Below are 16039 nucleotides of genomic sequence, written 5' to 3'. Positions count from 1 at the left end.
TGACGGTCAGTTCGCCTAATCATCATGGCCATGACGAAAGTCTTCACGGCGCAGCCCGTATTTGTGCATCTTGAGATTGAGCGTACGCCGCGGCAGTGCCAGCTCCTCCAGAACCTGAGCGATGTTGCCGCGTGCGCGGGTCAAGGCGGCGCGAATCAAGGTCGACTCGAACATCGCCACCTGTGCCGCCAGCCCATGCTCCTCGCTGCTCGCCAGCGCCTCATCGCTCGCGCCATTGCCGGTCTCGCCTGCGCCCTCCTCCGCTGAGGCACTGCCCGGTGCGGATGACTGCCGCGCGGTGGGCAATTCCCCCAGCACCACACGGCGACTGGCGGCCTGGCGCAGCTGCCACAGATTTCCCGGCCAGTCCGCCGCCATCAATGCGGCCAGCTCACCGCTGGCGAAGGGTTGCGCCTCCACCTCATGCACCTCGGCGGCCTGACGGCTGAAATGGGCCATCAGCAACGGGATGTCCTCGCGCCGCTCGCGCAGGGCGGGTGTCGTCAGTTCGATCTCGGCCAGTGCATGCCCCAAGGTGCGCGTCAGCGGCCCACTTGCCATCACGTCGCCCCCGCTGCACTGCGCGCTGCACACCAGCCGTGGCGCCTGACGGGCGCCGTCCTCACGCGTGGCGATCCAGCCTTCCAGCCACTGCCATTGCGCGCCACTCAGGTGGTCCACCTCATGCAGCAGCAAGGTATTAGCCGCAGGACATGCCGCGAGCGCATCCTCGATCGCGCTCGCCAGTGCTTCCGCGCCCTCTGCCCTGGCTTGCGACAGGGGCGCGCATTCCACTCGCGCCAGCAAGGCCGTCGCCGCCGTCGGCATGGCGGCAGTTGAGGGCGGCGCGTCAGCAGGTGGCGCATGCTCGGCCAGTGCCAGCGCCAGAGTGCTGCGCCCGCTGCCCGCCTCGCCGCTGATCCAGACGCGCGCCGGGTGCCCGCGCAATTCAAGCAGTCGCTCACGCAGCTGGCGAATCTGACGGCTCTCGCCCCGCAGCAGACCACTGAGGCCGCGCACGCTCAAGCGGCGGCGCAGGCGTTGGTTTTCATCACTCAGGCGCCGCCCCGCCAGCGCCTGACGCAGCTTGAGCTCCAGCGCTTCGGGGTCAAACGGCTTCTCGATGAAGTCGCGCGCGCCGCCCTGCATCGCGGCAACGGCCGTGGCGACATCGCCGTGACCGGTCATCATCAGCACCGGCAGCTCCGGTGCCTGCAGCGCAAGCCGCGCCAGCAGCGTCAGGCCATCCATGCCCGGCATGCGGATATCGCTGATCACCACGCTGACCGGCTCGGCGGCGGCCAAGGCTTCCAGCAGCGCCTCGGCGCGCGAGAAGCAGCGCAGGTGGATCTCGGCCAGCTCCAGCCACTGAGCAAGGGATTCGCGCACCGCCGGATCGTCATCCACCAGCCATACCGGCGCTTCACGGGTCAGATCGCTGTCCTGCTGCAGGCGCAGCTCTGCCGGATCCAGGCCCGTGGCGGCAAACTCCTCTGCGCCCTCGAAGCCATCGCTGTCGTGCGTATAGCCTGTCATTCGTGCGTATACCCCGTCATGTCACGGATTGCTGCCCGCTGCCTTGTTGTTCGATGCCGTCGGCTGCATGCATTGCCTCCGACGCCGGCGTGCGTAGCCACAATTCGAAGCAGGCGCCGCCCAGCGCAGAGCCCTCAGCCAGTGAGGAGCCCTCAGCCAGCGAGGAGCCCTCGGCCGGTTCAGACACAGAAGCGCCATCGGCCAGACGCAGCTGGCCACCGAGATCACGCGCCAGGCCATAACTCAGAAACAGCCCCATCCCCATGCCCTCGCCGACCTCACGCGTGGTGGTGAAAGGATCAAACAGCGTGGCACGCAGCGCAGGGTCGATGCCGGGGCCGTTGTCCTCGATGCGCAGACATCCGCCCGGCTGCCCCTCAAGGCTGGCCACTGCCGGCCAGGCCTGCCAACTGAGGCGCAGTCGCGGGGCCGCGCGCTCGTCGTCCGGCGCATCGCTCTGCTGATCGGCCTGCTGATCGGTCTGCTGCGCTTTCTGCTCCCCCTCCAGCGCATCGAGCGCATTGCGGATCAGGTTGGTCAGCAACTGCTCGAGACGCACCTGTTCGCCCATCACGATGATGTCTCGGGGCAGCCGGTCCTGCTCCACCGTCAAGTCGAGGGCGGTGACTCGCTCGGCGAGCAGTTCCAGAGCGAAGTCGATGCGCGGCGCCAGCGCCAGGGCGACGGGCGCCTGCTGACTGGCCGGACGCACGAAGACGCGCAGCTGGCGAATCATGTCGGCCAGACGCTCGGACAGCTCACTGATGCGCGTGAAGTTGCTGGCGGCGGATTCGGCGGCACGCGCGGTCAGCTCGGGGCGCGTAGCGGCGGAGGCGATGCCCCGCGCCAGCAGTTTGCCGCCGCTGGCGGCGTAGGTGCGAATGCCGACCAGCGGCTGATTGAGCTCATGGGCGATACCGGCCGCCATAGTGCCCAGCGCGGCCAGCTTGCCGGCCTGCACCAGCTCGTCACGCGTGGCCTCGAGTTCGCGCGAGCGCTGGGCGACCCGCTCCTCGAGACGCTCGTTGATCTCGCGCATCATCACCGCTTCACGCCGAATCAGCCCCAGGCGCGCCTGACGCTCGCGCATCCACAGCGCCATCATCGCCAGCCCCAGAATCACGGCGAGCCCGACCAGCACCACATTGCGCGCCTGGATATAGAGTGGCCGCAGCGGCATCAGAAAATGCAGCTGCCAGCCCAGCGGCCCGCTGGCCAGCGACTCATCCAGATAGCGCTGGCCCATCGCCGCCGTCGGCAGCCGCGCGATCTCCGACGCCGCCAGTTCGTGGTTGTCGCCCAGCACCAGGCTGCCGTCCTCCAGCTCCCGCGACAGCGGTGTCAGCGGCGCCCCGCGAAACTGCTGCTGTGCCCGAATGCTGTCCAGTGCCTGCGGCTCGATCGCCTCCAGCGCGCGATACTTCCAGTTACGCCGCGAGGCCAGCAGGACGATGCGATTGGCATCGGCGAGCAGCACCGTCTCCCCCGCCTGGCGCCAGGTATCCTCCAGCGCTTCCAGCGAGACCTTGACCACCATGACGCCCAGCGGCTGACCCTCGGCCCCCAGCACCGGCGCCGAGACGAAATAGCCAGGGCGCCCGGTGGTATTGCCGACGGCGAAGAATTCACCGCGCCCGCGCGCCAGGGCATCGATGAAGTAGGGGCGGTAGTCGTAGCGATAGCCGACGAAGCTGTCTGGCTCATCGAAGTTGCTCGCGGCCACGGTCATGCCGTCGCGGTCGGTCAGGAAGATGGCCGCCGCGCCGGAGGCACGCGCGACACGCCGCAGATGCTGATTGAGATCACTGTTCGAACCGAGGGGAGCGGCGGCACTGGCGGCGTCGCGTTCGTCTGAGGGGATAACAGGCGGCGTTGCCGCAGACGAGGCGCCCGGCTCGCCAAGGGCGATACGCACACGGGCCTGGCGCGCCAGCAATTCCGGCAGCCATTGGAAGCGCGACAACTCGGCATTCAGCGTGCTGGCGTAGAAATTCAGGCGAGTCGCGGCGTGCTGGCGGGCATCACGCTCACCACGCGCCAGCTCCCAGTGCCAGAGAGCAAACAAGGCCATCAGCCCGGCCAGCAGACTGGCCGAGAGCGCCAACCAGGCCAGACGCCGACGGCGCAGCGCACTCAGTGTCATGGGCCATCACACCGCGCGAGCGCGGGCTCGCCCGGGCTCCGGCACTGCCCACCTGCAAAGTGGTGGACAAGGCCAGAGAGGCGACGCCGAGGGCCGCCTCGTGGGGTTGTCATGCGTGGGGTTGGCATGCGCGGGGCGGTCACGGCGCGCCGATCACCGGCACGGTGCGCGCATCCAGAGCCACGGCGACCTCCACCAGCAGGTTGTCGAGGCGGCCCGGCGCGATATCGGCACCATTGCTGTCACCGCTCACGCTGAGACGAATCTGGCCGTTGACCTCGCTCACCCAGGCTTCCAGCGCCAGCGGCGGCCGGGCAGCGTAGCTGGCATCGAGGCGCTCGAGGTCCGGGTCTGCGCGCTCGATGATGAAGCCACGCTCCGCCAGCGTCGTCAGCAGGGTGACGAAGACCTGCTGGGAAGTCAGGGTGCCGCTGTTGGGGGCGATCACTGCGGTGCGCGAGTCCGGCGCATGGGTCGGCTGATTCATGCAGCCACCCAGTACCAGCAGGCCGGCGAGCAGCGTCGCGAGCCCCAGACGTTGCCACAGCGAGCGTGGAGATGCCTTGCGCATGTTCATCAGCGAACCTCCCGTGGATCACGACCCGCCAGCGCGGCCTGCAGCTGACGCTCGATCTGGCGGCAGCTGTCGCTGTCATTGTGAGGACGGGCATCGATGACGTAGCCGCCCTGATTGATGACCTGCTCATCGCGGATCACGCGCACGCGCTCATCCGGCGCGACCAGCGAGATGCGCTCGAAGCTGATCGGGTCATCGCGGAAGGTGTCATTGCCGACGCCCACGCCGAAATCATTGCCCGCCGCGACGCCATAGCCCACCGAGAAGCCGATGCGCGAGCCGAAGGGCCCATCGATCGCGCCCAGGCCAGGCTGGTCCACCTTGCGCTCACCCGTCACCACGCCCAGCGCCTGTTCGCTCTCGCGGATCTTGTAGCCACGGGCCTCGACGACCTGCGCCGCGGCACGCAACCACTGATTGGCATCGCCCTCACGCGGGAAGATGCAGGCTTCGGGCAGGCCAGCGCTGTCATTCGCGGCCAGCGGGTCCTTGCCGGACAGGGCCGAGCAGCCGCTCAGCAGCACCAGCCCCACTGCGAGCAGTGTCATGCGCGGCAGGCGCGAGCGCGCTGACGTATCAGCCACGCTCGGCCGTGCGGGAAATTCGGGAAGTCGATGGAGCATGCGAACGTCTCCGGTCAGCCACTTGAGCCGGCGCGGCATCACGATTTTCACACCATGAGACACGCCAGAGGCACTAGACTGACACATAAGTCTTGTAGGATTTCTGCATAATTATGGTATCGAGACAGCGGAATACCCTGGATGCAGCAAGCCTCATCTTAGCGCCCAGCCATGCCAGCGCCTACCGTATCCAGCCCCCGACAATGGGCGACAAGGCCGCACCGCCATTGCCATCCCGCACGATGATCACGCAACGCCAGCACTGCCAGGACCGCTCGCTCGGCGCGCAAACCGCCGGTCAGCGCGCGCAACACTGGTTACATATGGAAACGATATCGCGCGGACAACTCACGACGCTACAGGTTCAATAAGTTACCATTATCGACGAATAGGCAATCAGGGAGAGAAATTTATGTCAGAAAATGCCGACCAGCCCGCGGTCGCCAAGATCAATCCGCCAGTCTTCTTCGGCTCCGCCGTGGTGATTCTGGCGTTCGTGATCTTTACGGTCGCCATGCCGGATACCGCGCAGACCGCCTTCGGTCATGTCCAGACCTGGATCATCGACACCGTCGGCTGGTTCTACCTGCTGGCCATGGGCGTGTTCGTGATCTTCACGCTGGGTCTCGCCTTCTCGAGCTATGGCGACATCAAGCTGGGGCCAGACCATTCCGAGCCTGATTTCAGCTACGGCTCCTGGTTCGCGATGCTGTTCTCCGCGGGCATGGGCATCGGCCTGATGTTCTACGGCGTCGCCGAGCCTGTCTTCCACTTCACTGCGCCTCCGGTCGGCGATGCCGGCACCGTCGAGGCCGCCCGTGAAGCCATGAAGACCACCTTCTTCCACTGGGGCATCCACGCCTGGGGCGTCTATGCCGTGGTGGCGCTGGCGCTGGCCTACTTCAGCTTCCGCCACAACCTGCCGCTGCGCATCAGCTCTGCGCTGTATCCGCTGATCGGCAAGCGCATCCATGGCCCGATCGGCCATGCCGTCGATATCTTCGCCGTCTTCGGCACCATGTTCGGGGTCGCGACCTCGCTGGGTCTGGGCGTGCTGCAGGTCAGCTCCGGCCTGCATTATCTGTTCGATATCGACAACGACCTGACCACCCAGATCATCCTGATCGCCATCATCACCTGTCTGGCGACCGTTTCCGTGGTCATGGGTCTGGACGGCGGCATCCGTCGTCTCTCCGAGCTGAACCTTGGCCTGGCACTGGCGCTGATGCTGTTCGTGCTGTGCGTGGGCCCGACCATCTTCCTGCTGCAGACGCTGATCCAGAACATCGGTGGCTACCTCAGCGAAGTGGTCGACAAGACCTTCAACATGTTCGCCTATATCCCCGAAGATGGCCCGTCCAAGTGGCTGGGTGGCTGGACCCTGTTCTACTGGGGCTGGTGGATCGCGTGGTCCCCGTTCGTGGGCATGTTCATCGCACGCGTCTCGCGTGGCCGCACCATCCGTGAATTCGTCTACGGCGTGCTGTTCGTACCGATGGGCTTCACCTTCCTGTGGCTGACCTTCTTCGGCGACAGCGCCCTGCACATGCTGCTGACCGATACCGCGGGCAACCTGGCAGAAGCGGTCTCCGCCGATGCATCCGTGGCACTGTTCAAGTTCCTGGAGCTGTTCCCGTTCGGTAGCATCACCTCCATGCTGGCCACCCTGCTGGTCGTGACCTTCTTCGTCACTTCCTCGGATTCCGGCTCGCTGGTCATCGATATGCTGACCTCCAAGGAAGGTGACGAATCTCCGGTCTGGCAGCGTGTCTTCTGGGCCTTCTCCGAAGGTTTCGTCGCCGTGGCGCTGCTGATGGCAGGTGGTCTGGGCGCGCTGCAGACCGCTTCGCTGGCCTCTGCCCTGCCGTTCGCGATCATCCTGATGTTCGTCTGCTATGGTCTGCTCAAGGCACTGCGTCTCGAGGGCGTCAAGCAACGCTCCATGCAGCACCTGAGCAACACGCCGGGCCACACCGCCGGTGGCGCACGCAGCTGGCAGAAGCGCGTCCAGACCCTGGTCGAGACGCCGCGTCAGAAGAACGTCGAGCAGTACCTGATCAACACCGTCACGCCGGCACTGGCGGATGTCGCGAAGGAATTCGAGGCCCAGGGCCTGGATACTCGCGTCAATGACGAGGAAGACCGCAGCTATCTGCAGGTCAGCCACGGCGAGGAAGTCGACTTCGTCTACGGTGTGCGGGTGCGCGAATACGCAGCACCGGCCTTCGCGCTGCGCAACGTCAAGCGCAAGGGCACCAGCGATGTGGAGCGTCATTACCGCGCCGAGGTCTTCCTGCGTGAAGGTGGCCAGACCTATGACGTCATGGGTTACACCAAGGAGCAGGTGATCGGCGACGTGCTGGACCAGTACGAGAAGCACATGCACTTCCTGCACATGGCGCGCAACTGACGCCTGAGCGTTGCAAAAGTGATGACAGCTGATGACATGGCTGTCGCAAAGGCCCCGCCCCGTGCGGGGCCTTTGCGTATGTGGCCGAAATCAGCATGTCCGAGCCGACGACATTGGCTGCAATATCCGTGTGCGACCTTGAAAACCGCGTGCGCGCACCACATCTCCTACCAGGCATTCATCTACGGCTTGAGGGTGGTGCGCCGGCGACGATAGGGGTGGCCGATGAGGGCGATACAGTGAATTCGTTACCCTGCATCCCGCCCAGCCTCTACACTGGTGGCATACTGGCAGCACGGCTCGCCACCTGCATCTCCACTTTCCCCACAATGCCGTTCACTTCACATTTTTCAGGAGAGTCTTCATGTCCAACGATACCAATGCCATCGGCCTGCACACTGCCAGCGCCACTCAGCTGGCCGAGCACCTCAACATCCTGCTGGCCAACTACCAGACCTTCTACATGAATGCCCGTGGCTACCACTGGAACGTGAAGGGCAACCAGTTCTTCGAGCTGCACGTGAAGTTCGAGGAAACCTACACCGACCTGCTGACCAAGGTCGACGAGATCGCCGAGCGTATCCTGACCCTGGGTCACGAGCCGCTGCACGCCTACAGTGACTACGCGCGCGTCGCCACCATCAAGGAAGACACCCACGTCAGCGACGGCACGGCTTGCGTCAAGGGCCTGCTGACCGGTTACAAGTCCCTGATCGAACTGCAGCGCGAGATCATGTCCGTCGCGTCTGACGCCGATGATGAAGGTACCGCTTCACTGGTCGGTGACTACATCCGCGAGCAGGAAAAGACCGTGTGGATGCTGTCCGCCTACCTGGGCGAGTAAGCGCTCAAGCCAATGCAGTGCCAGGGCATGGCAGCGCGGATCTTTGATGCTGCTGCCTGACGCTGTACTTGACTGACACTGGGCCGCGAGGCATTCGCGCAGTGTGAACGCCGCCTTTCGACCCTGCACACGCGGGACTCGAAAGGCGGCGTTGTCATGTGGCCATGAAGGCCCGCCAGATACCGACCAGGAGGGTTGCATGTCACTGCCGCTGACACGTCTGCTACGCAAGCTGCTGCATGTGGCTGCCAAGCCCATGCGCCACGCCCAGAGCAAGGATGGCTACGTCATTCACGCCTATCGTGGCTACGGCTCGCACAGCGAAGCCTTTCTGATGGGGCGCATCTTCCGCCAGCCCGGCTCACGCAGTCAGCTGGCTCCCGGCGCCGGGCGCGACCTGATGGATGTCGGTCGCCGCATGCTGCGCTGGGGCAAGAGCGGCGTCGAGGTAGAGGTCGCGCTGGGGGACAACCGCACCACCGCCATCACCGACCGCGATGGCTACTTCAGCGTGCATCTGCCGCTCGATGAGCCGCTGGAGCACCAGGGCCAATGGCATACCGCCCGCATCACCGCGTGTCCGCCGAAGCAGCCTCCGGTGGAGGGTGAGGCGCAGGTCTATCTACCGCCCATCAGTACACGCCTCGGGGTGATCAGCGATATCGACGACACCGTGATGTACACCGGTGTCGCCAACAAGCTCAAGATGCTTTACCGCCTGTTCATCGAGTCCGCCGAGCGGCGCACCGCCTTCCCCGGCGTGGCCGCGCTCTATCAGGCGCTGCATGAGGGTGATGACGGCCAGCAACAGCGCCCGCTGCTCTATGTATCGCGTGGCCCGTGGAGCATCTACGAGATGCTGGAGGTCTTCTTCCAGCACAACCGCATTCCGGTCGGGCCGATCCTGTTCCTGCGCGAGTGGGGTCTGACCCTGCAACGCCCACTGCCCAGACGCTCCGAAGACCACAAGCAGGCGCTGATCGAGAAGATGCTCGGCCTGTATGACGAGATGCAGTTCCTGCTCATCGGCGACAGCGGCCAGCATGACCCGGAAGTCTACGCCGAGGTCGTGCGCCGTTATCCCGGCCGCATCTGCGCGATCTACATTCGCCAGATAGGCGATTCGGACTCGCGCAAGGCCGAGCTGGACCGGCTCGGCGAGGAGCTGGCCGCGCTCGGCTGCGTGATGCTGTTGAGCACCGACAGCCTCGACATGGCGCACCACGCGCATGCCAACGGCTACATTGATGCCGCCAGCGTCGAGATGGTACGTGCCGAGATCGAGCATCAACTCGCCGACGAGCCGGCCTGAGCGCCTCGCTAGCCAGCGGATAGATAGCGGCACTATCGCGGTACTACAACGCAAGACGGAGACCCCAGGGTCTCCGTCTTGCGTTGTGCGCGACTGATATGAGCCTCACCGAACGGCTCTGCCGAATGACGGCCTCAGGCGATGCGTGAGCGAATCAGCTGATCGAGCGACAGCCGTCCCGGGCCCTGCAATACCAGCACCAGCAGGCTGGACAACCACAGACCATGAGTGACCCAGGCCTGGGGATAGACGAACAGCTGGATGGTCAGCGTCATGAGGGCCAGCCCCAGCCCCAGCGCCGCGAAGCGCGTCCCCAGCCCCAACCACAGCATCAGCGGGAACAGGTGCTCGGCGATGGTCGCCAGCCAGGCGGCCAGTATCGGCGAGACCAGCGGCAGGGCGTATTCATGCTCGAACAGAAAGAAGGTGCTCTCCTTGATCGAGAAGCCGTCGACCTTGGTCTGCGCCGACATGAAGAATACCGCGCCGACGATGATGCGCATCAGGATCAACAGCGCATCCATGCGCAGGTTTTCCAGCCAGACGAACACTTTCAGGACCTGCCCCGCCACACCGGTACGAACCGCAGGCGTCGTTGATGATTCAAGGCTCATGATGAGGCCTCCTCAAGGGTGCGCCAGGGCGCGAAGGGTCAAACAGAAAGAGCCAAGCAGAAAAGAACCAGGCAGGATCAGGTCGGCGCGCGAAAGACACCACTTGCCAGCAGCAGTTCGAGCAACAAGGCAGCGGCCTCGCACAGCACCGTGACCTGCACCTCCAGCGCCGGGCGTGTGATCAAGATCCGCTCCGGGCGCGCGGTAGCCAGACCTTCAAGCGTCGCGTCGGCATGCTGATGGCGCTGCCAGATCTCGAGCACCGCATGCTCCAGGTGCAGCAGACAAGCCGCGGGGTGCGCCGAGAACCTGAGTTCCATCACCGCCTCAGGCGGCAGTCCCGCCAGCTGAGTCGGCACCAGGGCTTCGGCGTCCGCCGCGTGATAGGCCACCAGGCGAGCGGCCTCGAAGCGGGCCAGGTCCACCGCATAGAACGGCAGCTGAGCGACCGACACCTGACGCGTCTCGACCAGTGTGGTCAGGGTCGCGTGCAGGGTCTCGGCAAGCCCGGCCCCGTACTCCATCATCAGCGGTGAGCGCGGCAGATGCTGGCGGGAATGATCGTGGGCCAGGGCCGCAAAGAAGCGCTCGCCCACCACCTGACGGGTCACCGGATACGCCTCTTCCTGCGCACTGATCAGGCTGGCCCAGACATTGTTGCGATAGACATCGAGGCGCTGCTGATGGCCTGCCTCGATACCCAGAAGCGCGGCATCGGGCTGGGTGAGTGCCTCGATGAAGGCGCGCTGCCAGTCGGGCTGGCGCTCAGCGCTGGCATGCCGCTCGAGAGAGGTCATCGGTCGCCCTCCATACCGGAGCGCGTCAGCTGCTGCGCCCGTGTGCTGTGCAGCAACGCCTGAGCGCGCGTGGTCTGCCCCAGCAATACCTCCAGCGCCGGCACCTGGGTATCCCACTCAATCAGCGTCGGACGCGGCCCGATGCGATTGATGAAGTCGGCATACAGCGCCCAGACCTCATCGCAGACCGGCGCGCCATGGTTGTCGATCAGCAGGCCTTCACGCGAGTCCTCGCCATGCCCCGCCAGATGGATCTCCCCGACGGCGTGGCCCGGAATGGACTCCAGCCAGGCCGCAGGATCGATCCCGATGTTGTGCGCCGAGACGAAGACATTGTTGACGTCGATCAACAGTCCGCAGCCACTGCGCTCGACCAGGCGAGTGAGGAAATGCGTCTCGGGAATCAGTTCCGCCCCCAGCTCGCGCGCATCGAAACGCAGATAGTGGGCGGGATTCTCGATCAATACCTGACGGCCCAGGGTGTCCTGCAACTGCATCAGGTTATCGCTGACCCGTGCCAGCATCGCGTCCGTCAGCGGTACCGGCAGCAGGTCGTTGTAGAAGTGGCCGCTATGGCCGGCCCAGGCCAGGTGTTCTGATACGCTGGTGGGCGGATGACGCTCGCAGAGCGTTCTGAGGCGCGCCAGATGCATGGCATCCAGCGGGCGCTCCGATGCCAGCGACAGGCCGACACCATGAATCGAGAGCGGGTACTCCTGCAGCGCATCCAGCCGGGCATGGGGTGCCCCGCCGGCGCCCATGTAGTTCTCGGCATGAATCTCGAGAAACCCCAGCGCCGGGCGCGACGACATCAGCTCACGCACATGCTGCGCCTTGAGGCTGATGCCGACGGCCATCTCGTCGAGGGACGGATAGGCCGTACCGAAATCCGGACTGCCGGAGGAAGGGGATGGCTGGTGCATGAAGACCTCTCGAGGCGGCGAACATCCGGTGGCGGCGTGGCGCCAGGCCACCGGACGTCAAGTTCGGGGGGGGGCGCTCGGGAAAGCCCGAGCCAGCCCCGAGGCGTGATGCTTACTTGATCTCTTCCAGGCTGCCGGTGCCATTCGGCGTCTCGATGGAGGTGCAGGTGCCTTCCGGAACCAGCTTCCAGGCATTGCCCTGATAATCGACGGTGGAAGTCCCGGCACACGAAGTGCCCGGGCCAGCGGCGCAGTCATTCTCACCGGCCAGCGACACGCCGTAGCACTTTTCCATGCCCGCCGCGTGGGCCGGGAGGGAGACGACAGCGGTAGACAGAGCGACAGCGGTTCCGAGTGCGGAGGCCAGGGCAAAAGCGGTCTTGGCGGACTTGTTCGTCTTGGTAGACATGGGCACATCTCCTGAGAAAATGCTCTTTAATGAGCCAAACGTTATTTATCTATCACTTTCGCCCCTGCGCTGCGGGCTCAATCCAACTTACGGGGGGCTTGGGGAGATGGATGCAGAAAAGATCGAAATTCTTGCCGCGACTCGACAATATCGCGCTGACCGCACTCCCCTCATCGCATGCGGAAACGATACCCCGCGCTTGCGTTGACCTCGCCATGCAAACGCCAGCGGCCCCATATAGGGGCCGCTGGCGTCGACTGTCATCTGCTGTCTGAGGGCATGTCGCAACGTCTGTTGTAACCTCAGTCGCAACGGCTGCCTGGAGTGCTGCAGGCGATGAGGCCGATCAGCTATCGCCCTGCCACTTGCGCTCCATGAGCTCCCAACGCGAGAGCGACGCAGGCGCCTGCCCTGCCTCGGTGTCCAGTGCTTCGGCACCCGGTGCCTCGGCATCCGGTACTTCGGCACCCGGCGCTCCGGCGACATCCTGGCCTTCACTGGCCGCCGCTTCTTCAATGGCAGGCGCTTCTTCACTGGCAGGCTGTTCGGGCGCGGGCTGGCGATCAAGCGTCGGCGGCGCGGATGCCGGATGCTGATCCAGCGCCTGCTCGGGTTGATGCAGGGTGTCGCGCGACTGGCGCACCAGCGCTTCCGGCAGTGGCTTCTTCATGCGCGCGCCGAGTTCCAGCAGCTCCTCGGCACGGCTGATCAGGTTGCCGCGCCCGCTGGCCAGCCGCTTCATGGCGGTATCATGTGCCTCGCGCGTGCGTCCCAGCTGAGTGCCCAGCTCCTCGAGGGATTCGGCGAGGCCACGGAACTTGTCGAGCAGCGCTCCCGCGCGTTCACCGATCACGCGCGCATTGTCGTTCTGACGCTCCAGGCTCCACAGACTCGCCACGGTGCGCAGACTGGCCAGCAAGGTGGTCGGCGTCACCATCACCACGCCCTGGGTGAAGGCGTCCTGGAACAGGCTGTCATCGTGTTCGAAGGCCAGCGCGAAGGCCGGCTCCATCGGCAGGAACAGGAACACGAAGTCCGGCGAGCCCAGCCCCTCGATGGCGGGATAGTTGCGCCGCGCCAGCCCGGTGACATGGCCACGCACCGAGGTCAGATGCGCACGCAGCGCGCGTGCTCGCGTCACGTCGTCCTCGGCGTTGACGTACTCGGTGTAGGCGGTCAGCGAGACCTTGGCATCGATGATCAGGTGCTTGTTGTCCGGCAGGTAGACGATGGCATCCGGACGCTGGCGTCCGCCCTCGCCGGTGAACGACACCTCGCGCTTGAACTCGATGCCATCACGCAGACCGGAGCGCTCCAGCACGGTCTCCAGAATCATCTCGCCCCAGTTGCCCTGCATCTTGCTGTCGCCCTTGAGCGCCCGCGACAGGTTGGCCGCCTCCTCGGTGATCTGGCGATTGAGCCCCGCCAGCTGGTCGAGCTGACTCTTGAGGCTGGTGCGCTCACGTACCTCCTCGCCATGCAGCTGCTCGAGGCGTTGACGGAAGTCGCCGACCTGCTCACGAAACGGCTTGAGCAGCTGCTCGAGCTGGGCGCCACTGGCGGCGGTGAAGCGTTGCTGGCGCTCCTCGAACACCTTGCCCGCCAGCTGCTCGAATTCCTGACTCAGGCGCTCGCGCGAGTCGTTGAGCAATGCCAGCTGCTGCTCGTGATGGCTGGCCTCCTGACGCTGGCGCGTCACCAGCGAGGCATGTGTCTCGCGCAGCTCGGCGTAGCGCTCGCTCAGTGTCTCGAGACGCTCTTCACGCTCCAGCAGCTGCGCCTCCAGCACTTCCTGCTGGCGGGTCAGGCTGCGTGCCAGCGTCTGCTGCTCACTCAGGGCGCGTGACTGTTCATCCAGGCGCCCCTGCAGCGATTCGCGCAGCGTGGCGAGCTGCTCCGTCAGCGCATCACGCGCCTGGCGCGCCTCCTCCAGCGACTGGCTCAGGTAGCGTTGCTGCTGCTCCGCCTGCTGCCCATCCAGTGCGGCACGTTGCTCGATCAAGGCCGCCCGCTGCTCGGCCTGTTGCTGGCGCTCACGCGACTCGTCCAGCGAGGCCTGCCACGCTTGCTGCATCGACTGCTGCTCCTCCTCACTGCTTTCCTGCAGCGCATGGAGCTGCTCGCGGCTTCGTCGCCAGCCCAGCCCCAGGGCCAACGACAGCATCAACAGCACGCCGACCAGCAACCACATCACGGCGGAAGATTCAGAAAGCAGCGACATCGGGCACTCCATGGCCTGTGAAAACGCAGCGGGGTTGCCCCCTTGAAAGTCAGTATCGCGCATCCATGTCTTGAGTGTCAGGGCACGAAAGGACGGGAATTGCCTGCCATCATCGAGCGATGCTCACCACGGTGAGTGACGCACGCCGAGAGCAGAATTCTCCCCTTCTCTGCCCAGCACGCTCGCAAGAGCCGAAGCACGGAAAGGAGATTCGCATGACACAGCAGACCGATCAGCAGACACGTCAACAACTGCAAGGTAAGCGCGTGGCCATTCTCGCGACCCATGGCTTCGAGGAATCCGAGCTCGCGGTGCCACGCGCCGCACTGCAGGAGGCGGGCGTCGAGGTAGACATCGTCTCGCCGGAGAAAGACGGCATTCGCGCCTGGGCCGAAACCGACTGGGGCGAGAAGTACCAGATCGACACCCCGCTCAGCGATGCCAGCGAACACGACTATCACGGCCTGGTGCTACCGGGTGGCCTGTTCAATCCGGACACCCTGCGTCAGGACGAGAGCGCACTGAGCTTCGTGCGCAGCTTCTTCCAGGCCCACAAGCCGGTCGCCGCCATCTGTCACGCGCCGTGGATCCTGATCGATGCCGGCGTCGTCGAAGGCCGTCAGATGACCTCCTTCCCTTCCGTCGCACAGGACCTGAAGAACGCCGGTGCCGAGTGGCAGGACAGCGAAGTGGTGTGTGACAGCGCGCTGGTCACCAGCCGCAAGCCAGCAGACCTTGATGCGTTCAACGCCAAGCTGCTTGAGGAACTGGCCGAAGGCAAGCACCAGCATCAGCACGCCTGAGGCCGCAAGCCAGAGAGCCGCAAGCTAGATAGCCGCAAGCTCTGAAGCTTGAACAGACAGACGCCCCTGCCACTTCGGCAGGGGCGTTTTCGTTGCCTCAAGGGCGCAATCCGGTGCCTTGGCGGCAGAAGTGAAGTGTCCTCGCAGCACTGGCTGAACCCCTCATCTCCGAGGATCGTTGGCCACTCTGCAGCCGTGCATCCCAGAACCTCATTGCGAGCAACCACTTACGCCACAGGCAACGCAATCTGGACAACTCAGCTCCACAACAACACGACAAGCGACGCACGGAGACATTAGCGAACGCCTTTCGTAAAAGGCGCTGCGACACGATATTCTGACGACAAGGATCCTCTTGGGTGACTGACCGACCATACGGGAGACCGCCCCATGCATATCTCTACCTTGACCACAGCCCTTCACTCTCCGCTGACTTCCCTGCTGCCCTCCTTACTTCTGGGACTGACGCTGATGCTCGCCACGCCGACGCTGGTCGCCGCGGATGATCGCCATCGCGCGCAGGGCCAGCACGGCGAGCGCCACAGCACGCCGCACAGTCGCCACGAGGCGATCAAGCGCCGCCACCTCAGGATGTTCGACGAGCCGCGCGTGGAGCGCCATCACTCGCGCCAGCACTCTCGTCATGACATCCGCCGCCACGTCCCCAAGCGCCGCTACCATCAGCATGGGCGTCTTGAGCACGACCGCTACCGCCCGTACTACTACCAGAACCATGACTCCGGTCGGCATGGCATACGCCGCTACCATAACGGCGTGAGCATCGGCATTCCGGCGATCCGCATCAATATCAACTGAGCTTGCGCACT

Annotated in this window: 14 protein-coding genes; 5 read left to right on the top strand and 9 right to left on the bottom strand. The window is 64.9% G+C overall.

Annotation, left to right across the window (positions count from 1 at the left end):
* Positions 1–15: 15 nt before the first annotated feature.
* The 4 genes from IZU87_RS03335 to IZU87_RS03320 all read right to left on the bottom strand — a co-directional run bounded on the left by IZU87_RS03335 (position 16) and on the right by IZU87_RS03320 (position 4879).
* Positions 16–1536 carry a sigma-54-dependent transcriptional regulator gene (locus IZU87_RS03335; RefSeq protein WP_213113681.1) on the bottom strand — a complete coding sequence of 507 codons (1521 nt, stop codon included), beginning with the start codon at positions 1534–1536 and terminating at the stop codon, positions 16–18.
* Between the two features lie 16 nt (positions 1537–1552).
* A complete protein-coding gene (locus tag IZU87_RS03330) occupies positions 1553–3679 on the bottom strand; it encodes a sensor histidine kinase (RefSeq protein ID WP_249330416.1) in 2127 nt (708 codons plus the stop codon).
* Between the two features lie 139 nt (positions 3680–3818).
* Positions 3819–4256 (bottom strand): hypothetical protein, encoded by a 438-nt coding sequence (locus tag IZU87_RS03325; RefSeq protein WP_043333222.1) that lies wholly within the window; start codon positions 4254–4256, stop codon positions 3819–3821.
* Positions 4256–4879, bottom strand: coding sequence for a hypothetical protein (locus tag IZU87_RS03320; RefSeq protein ID WP_213113680.1), 624 nt, complete (start codon positions 4877–4879; stop codon positions 4256–4258). The genes IZU87_RS03325 and IZU87_RS03320 overlap by 1 nt, the downstream gene beginning before the upstream one ends.
* 412 nt (positions 4880–5291) lie before the next feature.
* Here IZU87_RS03320 and IZU87_RS03315 point away from each other — a divergent pair, with 412 nt between their 5' ends.
* The 3 genes from IZU87_RS03315 (at position 5292) to IZU87_RS03305 (ending at position 9445) form a co-directional block, all read left to right on the top strand.
* Complete coding sequence (locus IZU87_RS03315; RefSeq protein WP_213113679.1) at positions 5292–7289, top strand: BCCT family transporter; 1998 nt, start codon at positions 5292–5294, stop codon at positions 7287–7289.
* A gap of 364 nt (positions 7290–7653) precedes the next feature.
* The gene (locus IZU87_RS03310) at positions 7654–8133 is read left to right on the top strand and encodes a Dps family protein (RefSeq protein WP_043333228.1); all 480 of its coding nucleotides are present in this window, start codon (positions 7654–7656) and stop codon (positions 8131–8133) included.
* A gap of 199 nt (positions 8134–8332) precedes the next feature.
* The gene (locus IZU87_RS03305; protein ID WP_213113678.1) at positions 8333–9445 is read left to right on the top strand and encodes an App1 family protein phosphatidate phosphatase; all 1113 of its coding nucleotides are present in this window, start codon (positions 8333–8335) and stop codon (positions 9443–9445) included.
* Positions 9446–9579: 134 nt separating this feature from the next.
* On the opposite strand, the gene IZU87_RS03300 is transcribed toward IZU87_RS03305, so the two are convergent.
* The 5 genes from IZU87_RS03300 to IZU87_RS03280 form a co-directional block, all read right to left on the bottom strand.
* Entirely contained in the window at positions 9580–10059 is a 480-nt protein-coding gene (locus IZU87_RS03300) for a DoxX family protein (RefSeq protein ID WP_213113677.1), read from the bottom strand.
* A 77-nt stretch (positions 10060–10136) separates the two neighbouring features.
* Positions 10137–10856, bottom strand: a complete 720-nt coding sequence (locus IZU87_RS03295) for an HvfC/BufC N-terminal domain-containing protein (RefSeq protein ID WP_213113676.1) — start codon at positions 10854–10856, stop codon at positions 10137–10139.
* Positions 10853–11779 (bottom strand): MNIO family bufferin maturase, encoded by a 927-nt coding sequence (bufB, locus tag IZU87_RS03290; RefSeq protein WP_249330415.1) that lies wholly within the window; start codon positions 11777–11779, stop codon positions 10853–10855. Before bufB ends, IZU87_RS03295 begins: the two co-directional genes overlap by 4 nt.
* 112 nt (positions 11780–11891) lie before the next feature.
* On the bottom strand, positions 11892–12188 hold the full coding sequence (locus IZU87_RS03285) for a BufA1 family periplasmic bufferin-type metallophore (RefSeq protein ID WP_043333233.1): 297 nt from the start codon (positions 12186–12188) through the stop codon (positions 11892–11894).
* 346 nt (positions 12189–12534) lie between these two features.
* Entirely contained in the window at positions 12535–14409 is a 1875-nt protein-coding gene (locus tag IZU87_RS03280; protein ID WP_249330414.1) for a DNA recombination protein RmuC, read from the bottom strand.
* 215 nt (positions 14410–14624) lie between these two features.
* On the opposite strand from IZU87_RS03280, the gene IZU87_RS03275 reads away from it, so the two are divergent.
* Together IZU87_RS03275 and IZU87_RS03270 are read left to right on the top strand one after the other, a co-directional pair.
* Positions 14625–15212 carry a type 1 glutamine amidotransferase domain-containing protein gene (locus IZU87_RS03275; protein WP_213113675.1) on the top strand — a complete coding sequence of 196 codons (588 nt, stop codon included), beginning with the start codon at positions 14625–14627 and terminating at the stop codon, positions 15210–15212.
* A 390-nt stretch (positions 15213–15602) separates the two neighbouring features.
* Positions 15603–16028 carry a hypothetical protein gene (locus IZU87_RS03270; protein WP_213113674.1) on the top strand — a complete coding sequence of 142 codons (426 nt, stop codon included), beginning with the start codon at positions 15603–15605 and terminating at the stop codon, positions 16026–16028.
* The last annotated feature ends 11 nt before the right edge of the window (positions 16029–16039 follow it).

The organism is Cobetia sp. MC34, assembly GCF_018340035.1.
Taxonomy (GTDB): domain Bacteria; phylum Pseudomonadota; class Gammaproteobacteria; order Pseudomonadales; family Halomonadaceae; genus Cobetia; species Cobetia amphilecti.
Note: the sequence above shows the minus strand (reverse complement) of the source record. Positions and strands in the feature narration are given on the sequence as shown.

Bases quoted from the DNA above. Each gene is read 5' to 3' on its own strand.
- IZU87_RS03270 (WP_213113674.1), top strand. From the start codon at position 15,603: ATGCATATCTCTACCTTGACCACAGCCCTTCACTCTCCGCTGACTTCC.
- IZU87_RS03325 (WP_043333222.1), bottom strand. From the start codon at position 4,256: ATGAACATGCGCAAGGCATCTCCACGCTCGCTGTGGCAACGTCTGGGG.
- bufB (WP_249330415.1), bottom strand. From the start codon at position 11,779: ATGCACCAGCCATCCCCTTCCTCCGGCAGTCCGGATTTCGGTACGGCC.
- IZU87_RS03330 (WP_249330416.1), bottom strand. From the start codon at position 3,679: ATGACACTGAGTGCGCTGCGCCGTCGGCGTCTGGCCTGGTTGGCGCTC.
- IZU87_RS03285 (WP_043333233.1), bottom strand. From the start codon at position 12,188: ATGTCTACCAAGACGAACAAGTCCGCCAAGACCGCTTTTGCCCTGGCC.
- IZU87_RS03310 (WP_043333228.1), top strand. From the start codon at position 7,654: ATGTCCAACGATACCAATGCCATCGGCCTGCACACTGCCAGCGCCACT.
- IZU87_RS03320 (WP_213113680.1), bottom strand. From the start codon at position 4,879: ATGCTCCATCGACTTCCCGAATTTCCCGCACGGCCGAGCGTGGCTGAT.
- IZU87_RS03280 (WP_249330414.1), bottom strand. From the start codon at position 14,409: ATGTCGCTGCTTTCTGAATCTTCCGCCGTGATGTGGTTGCTGGTCGGC.
- IZU87_RS03275 (WP_213113675.1), top strand. From the start codon at position 14,625: ATGACACAGCAGACCGATCAGCAGACACGTCAACAACTGCAAGGTAAG.
- IZU87_RS03300 (WP_213113677.1), bottom strand. From the start codon at position 10,059: ATGAGCCTTGAATCATCAACGACGCCTGCGGTTCGTACCGGTGTGGCG.
- IZU87_RS03315 (WP_213113679.1), top strand. From the start codon at position 5,292: ATGTCAGAAAATGCCGACCAGCCCGCGGTCGCCAAGATCAATCCGCCA.
- IZU87_RS03335 (WP_213113681.1), bottom strand. From the start codon at position 1,536: ATGACAGGCTATACGCACGACAGCGATGGCTTCGAGGGCGCAGAGGAG.
- IZU87_RS03295 (WP_213113676.1), bottom strand. From the start codon at position 10,856: ATGACCTCTCTCGAGCGGCATGCCAGCGCTGAGCGCCAGCCCGACTGG.
- IZU87_RS03305 (WP_213113678.1), top strand. From the start codon at position 8,333: ATGTCACTGCCGCTGACACGTCTGCTACGCAAGCTGCTGCATGTGGCT.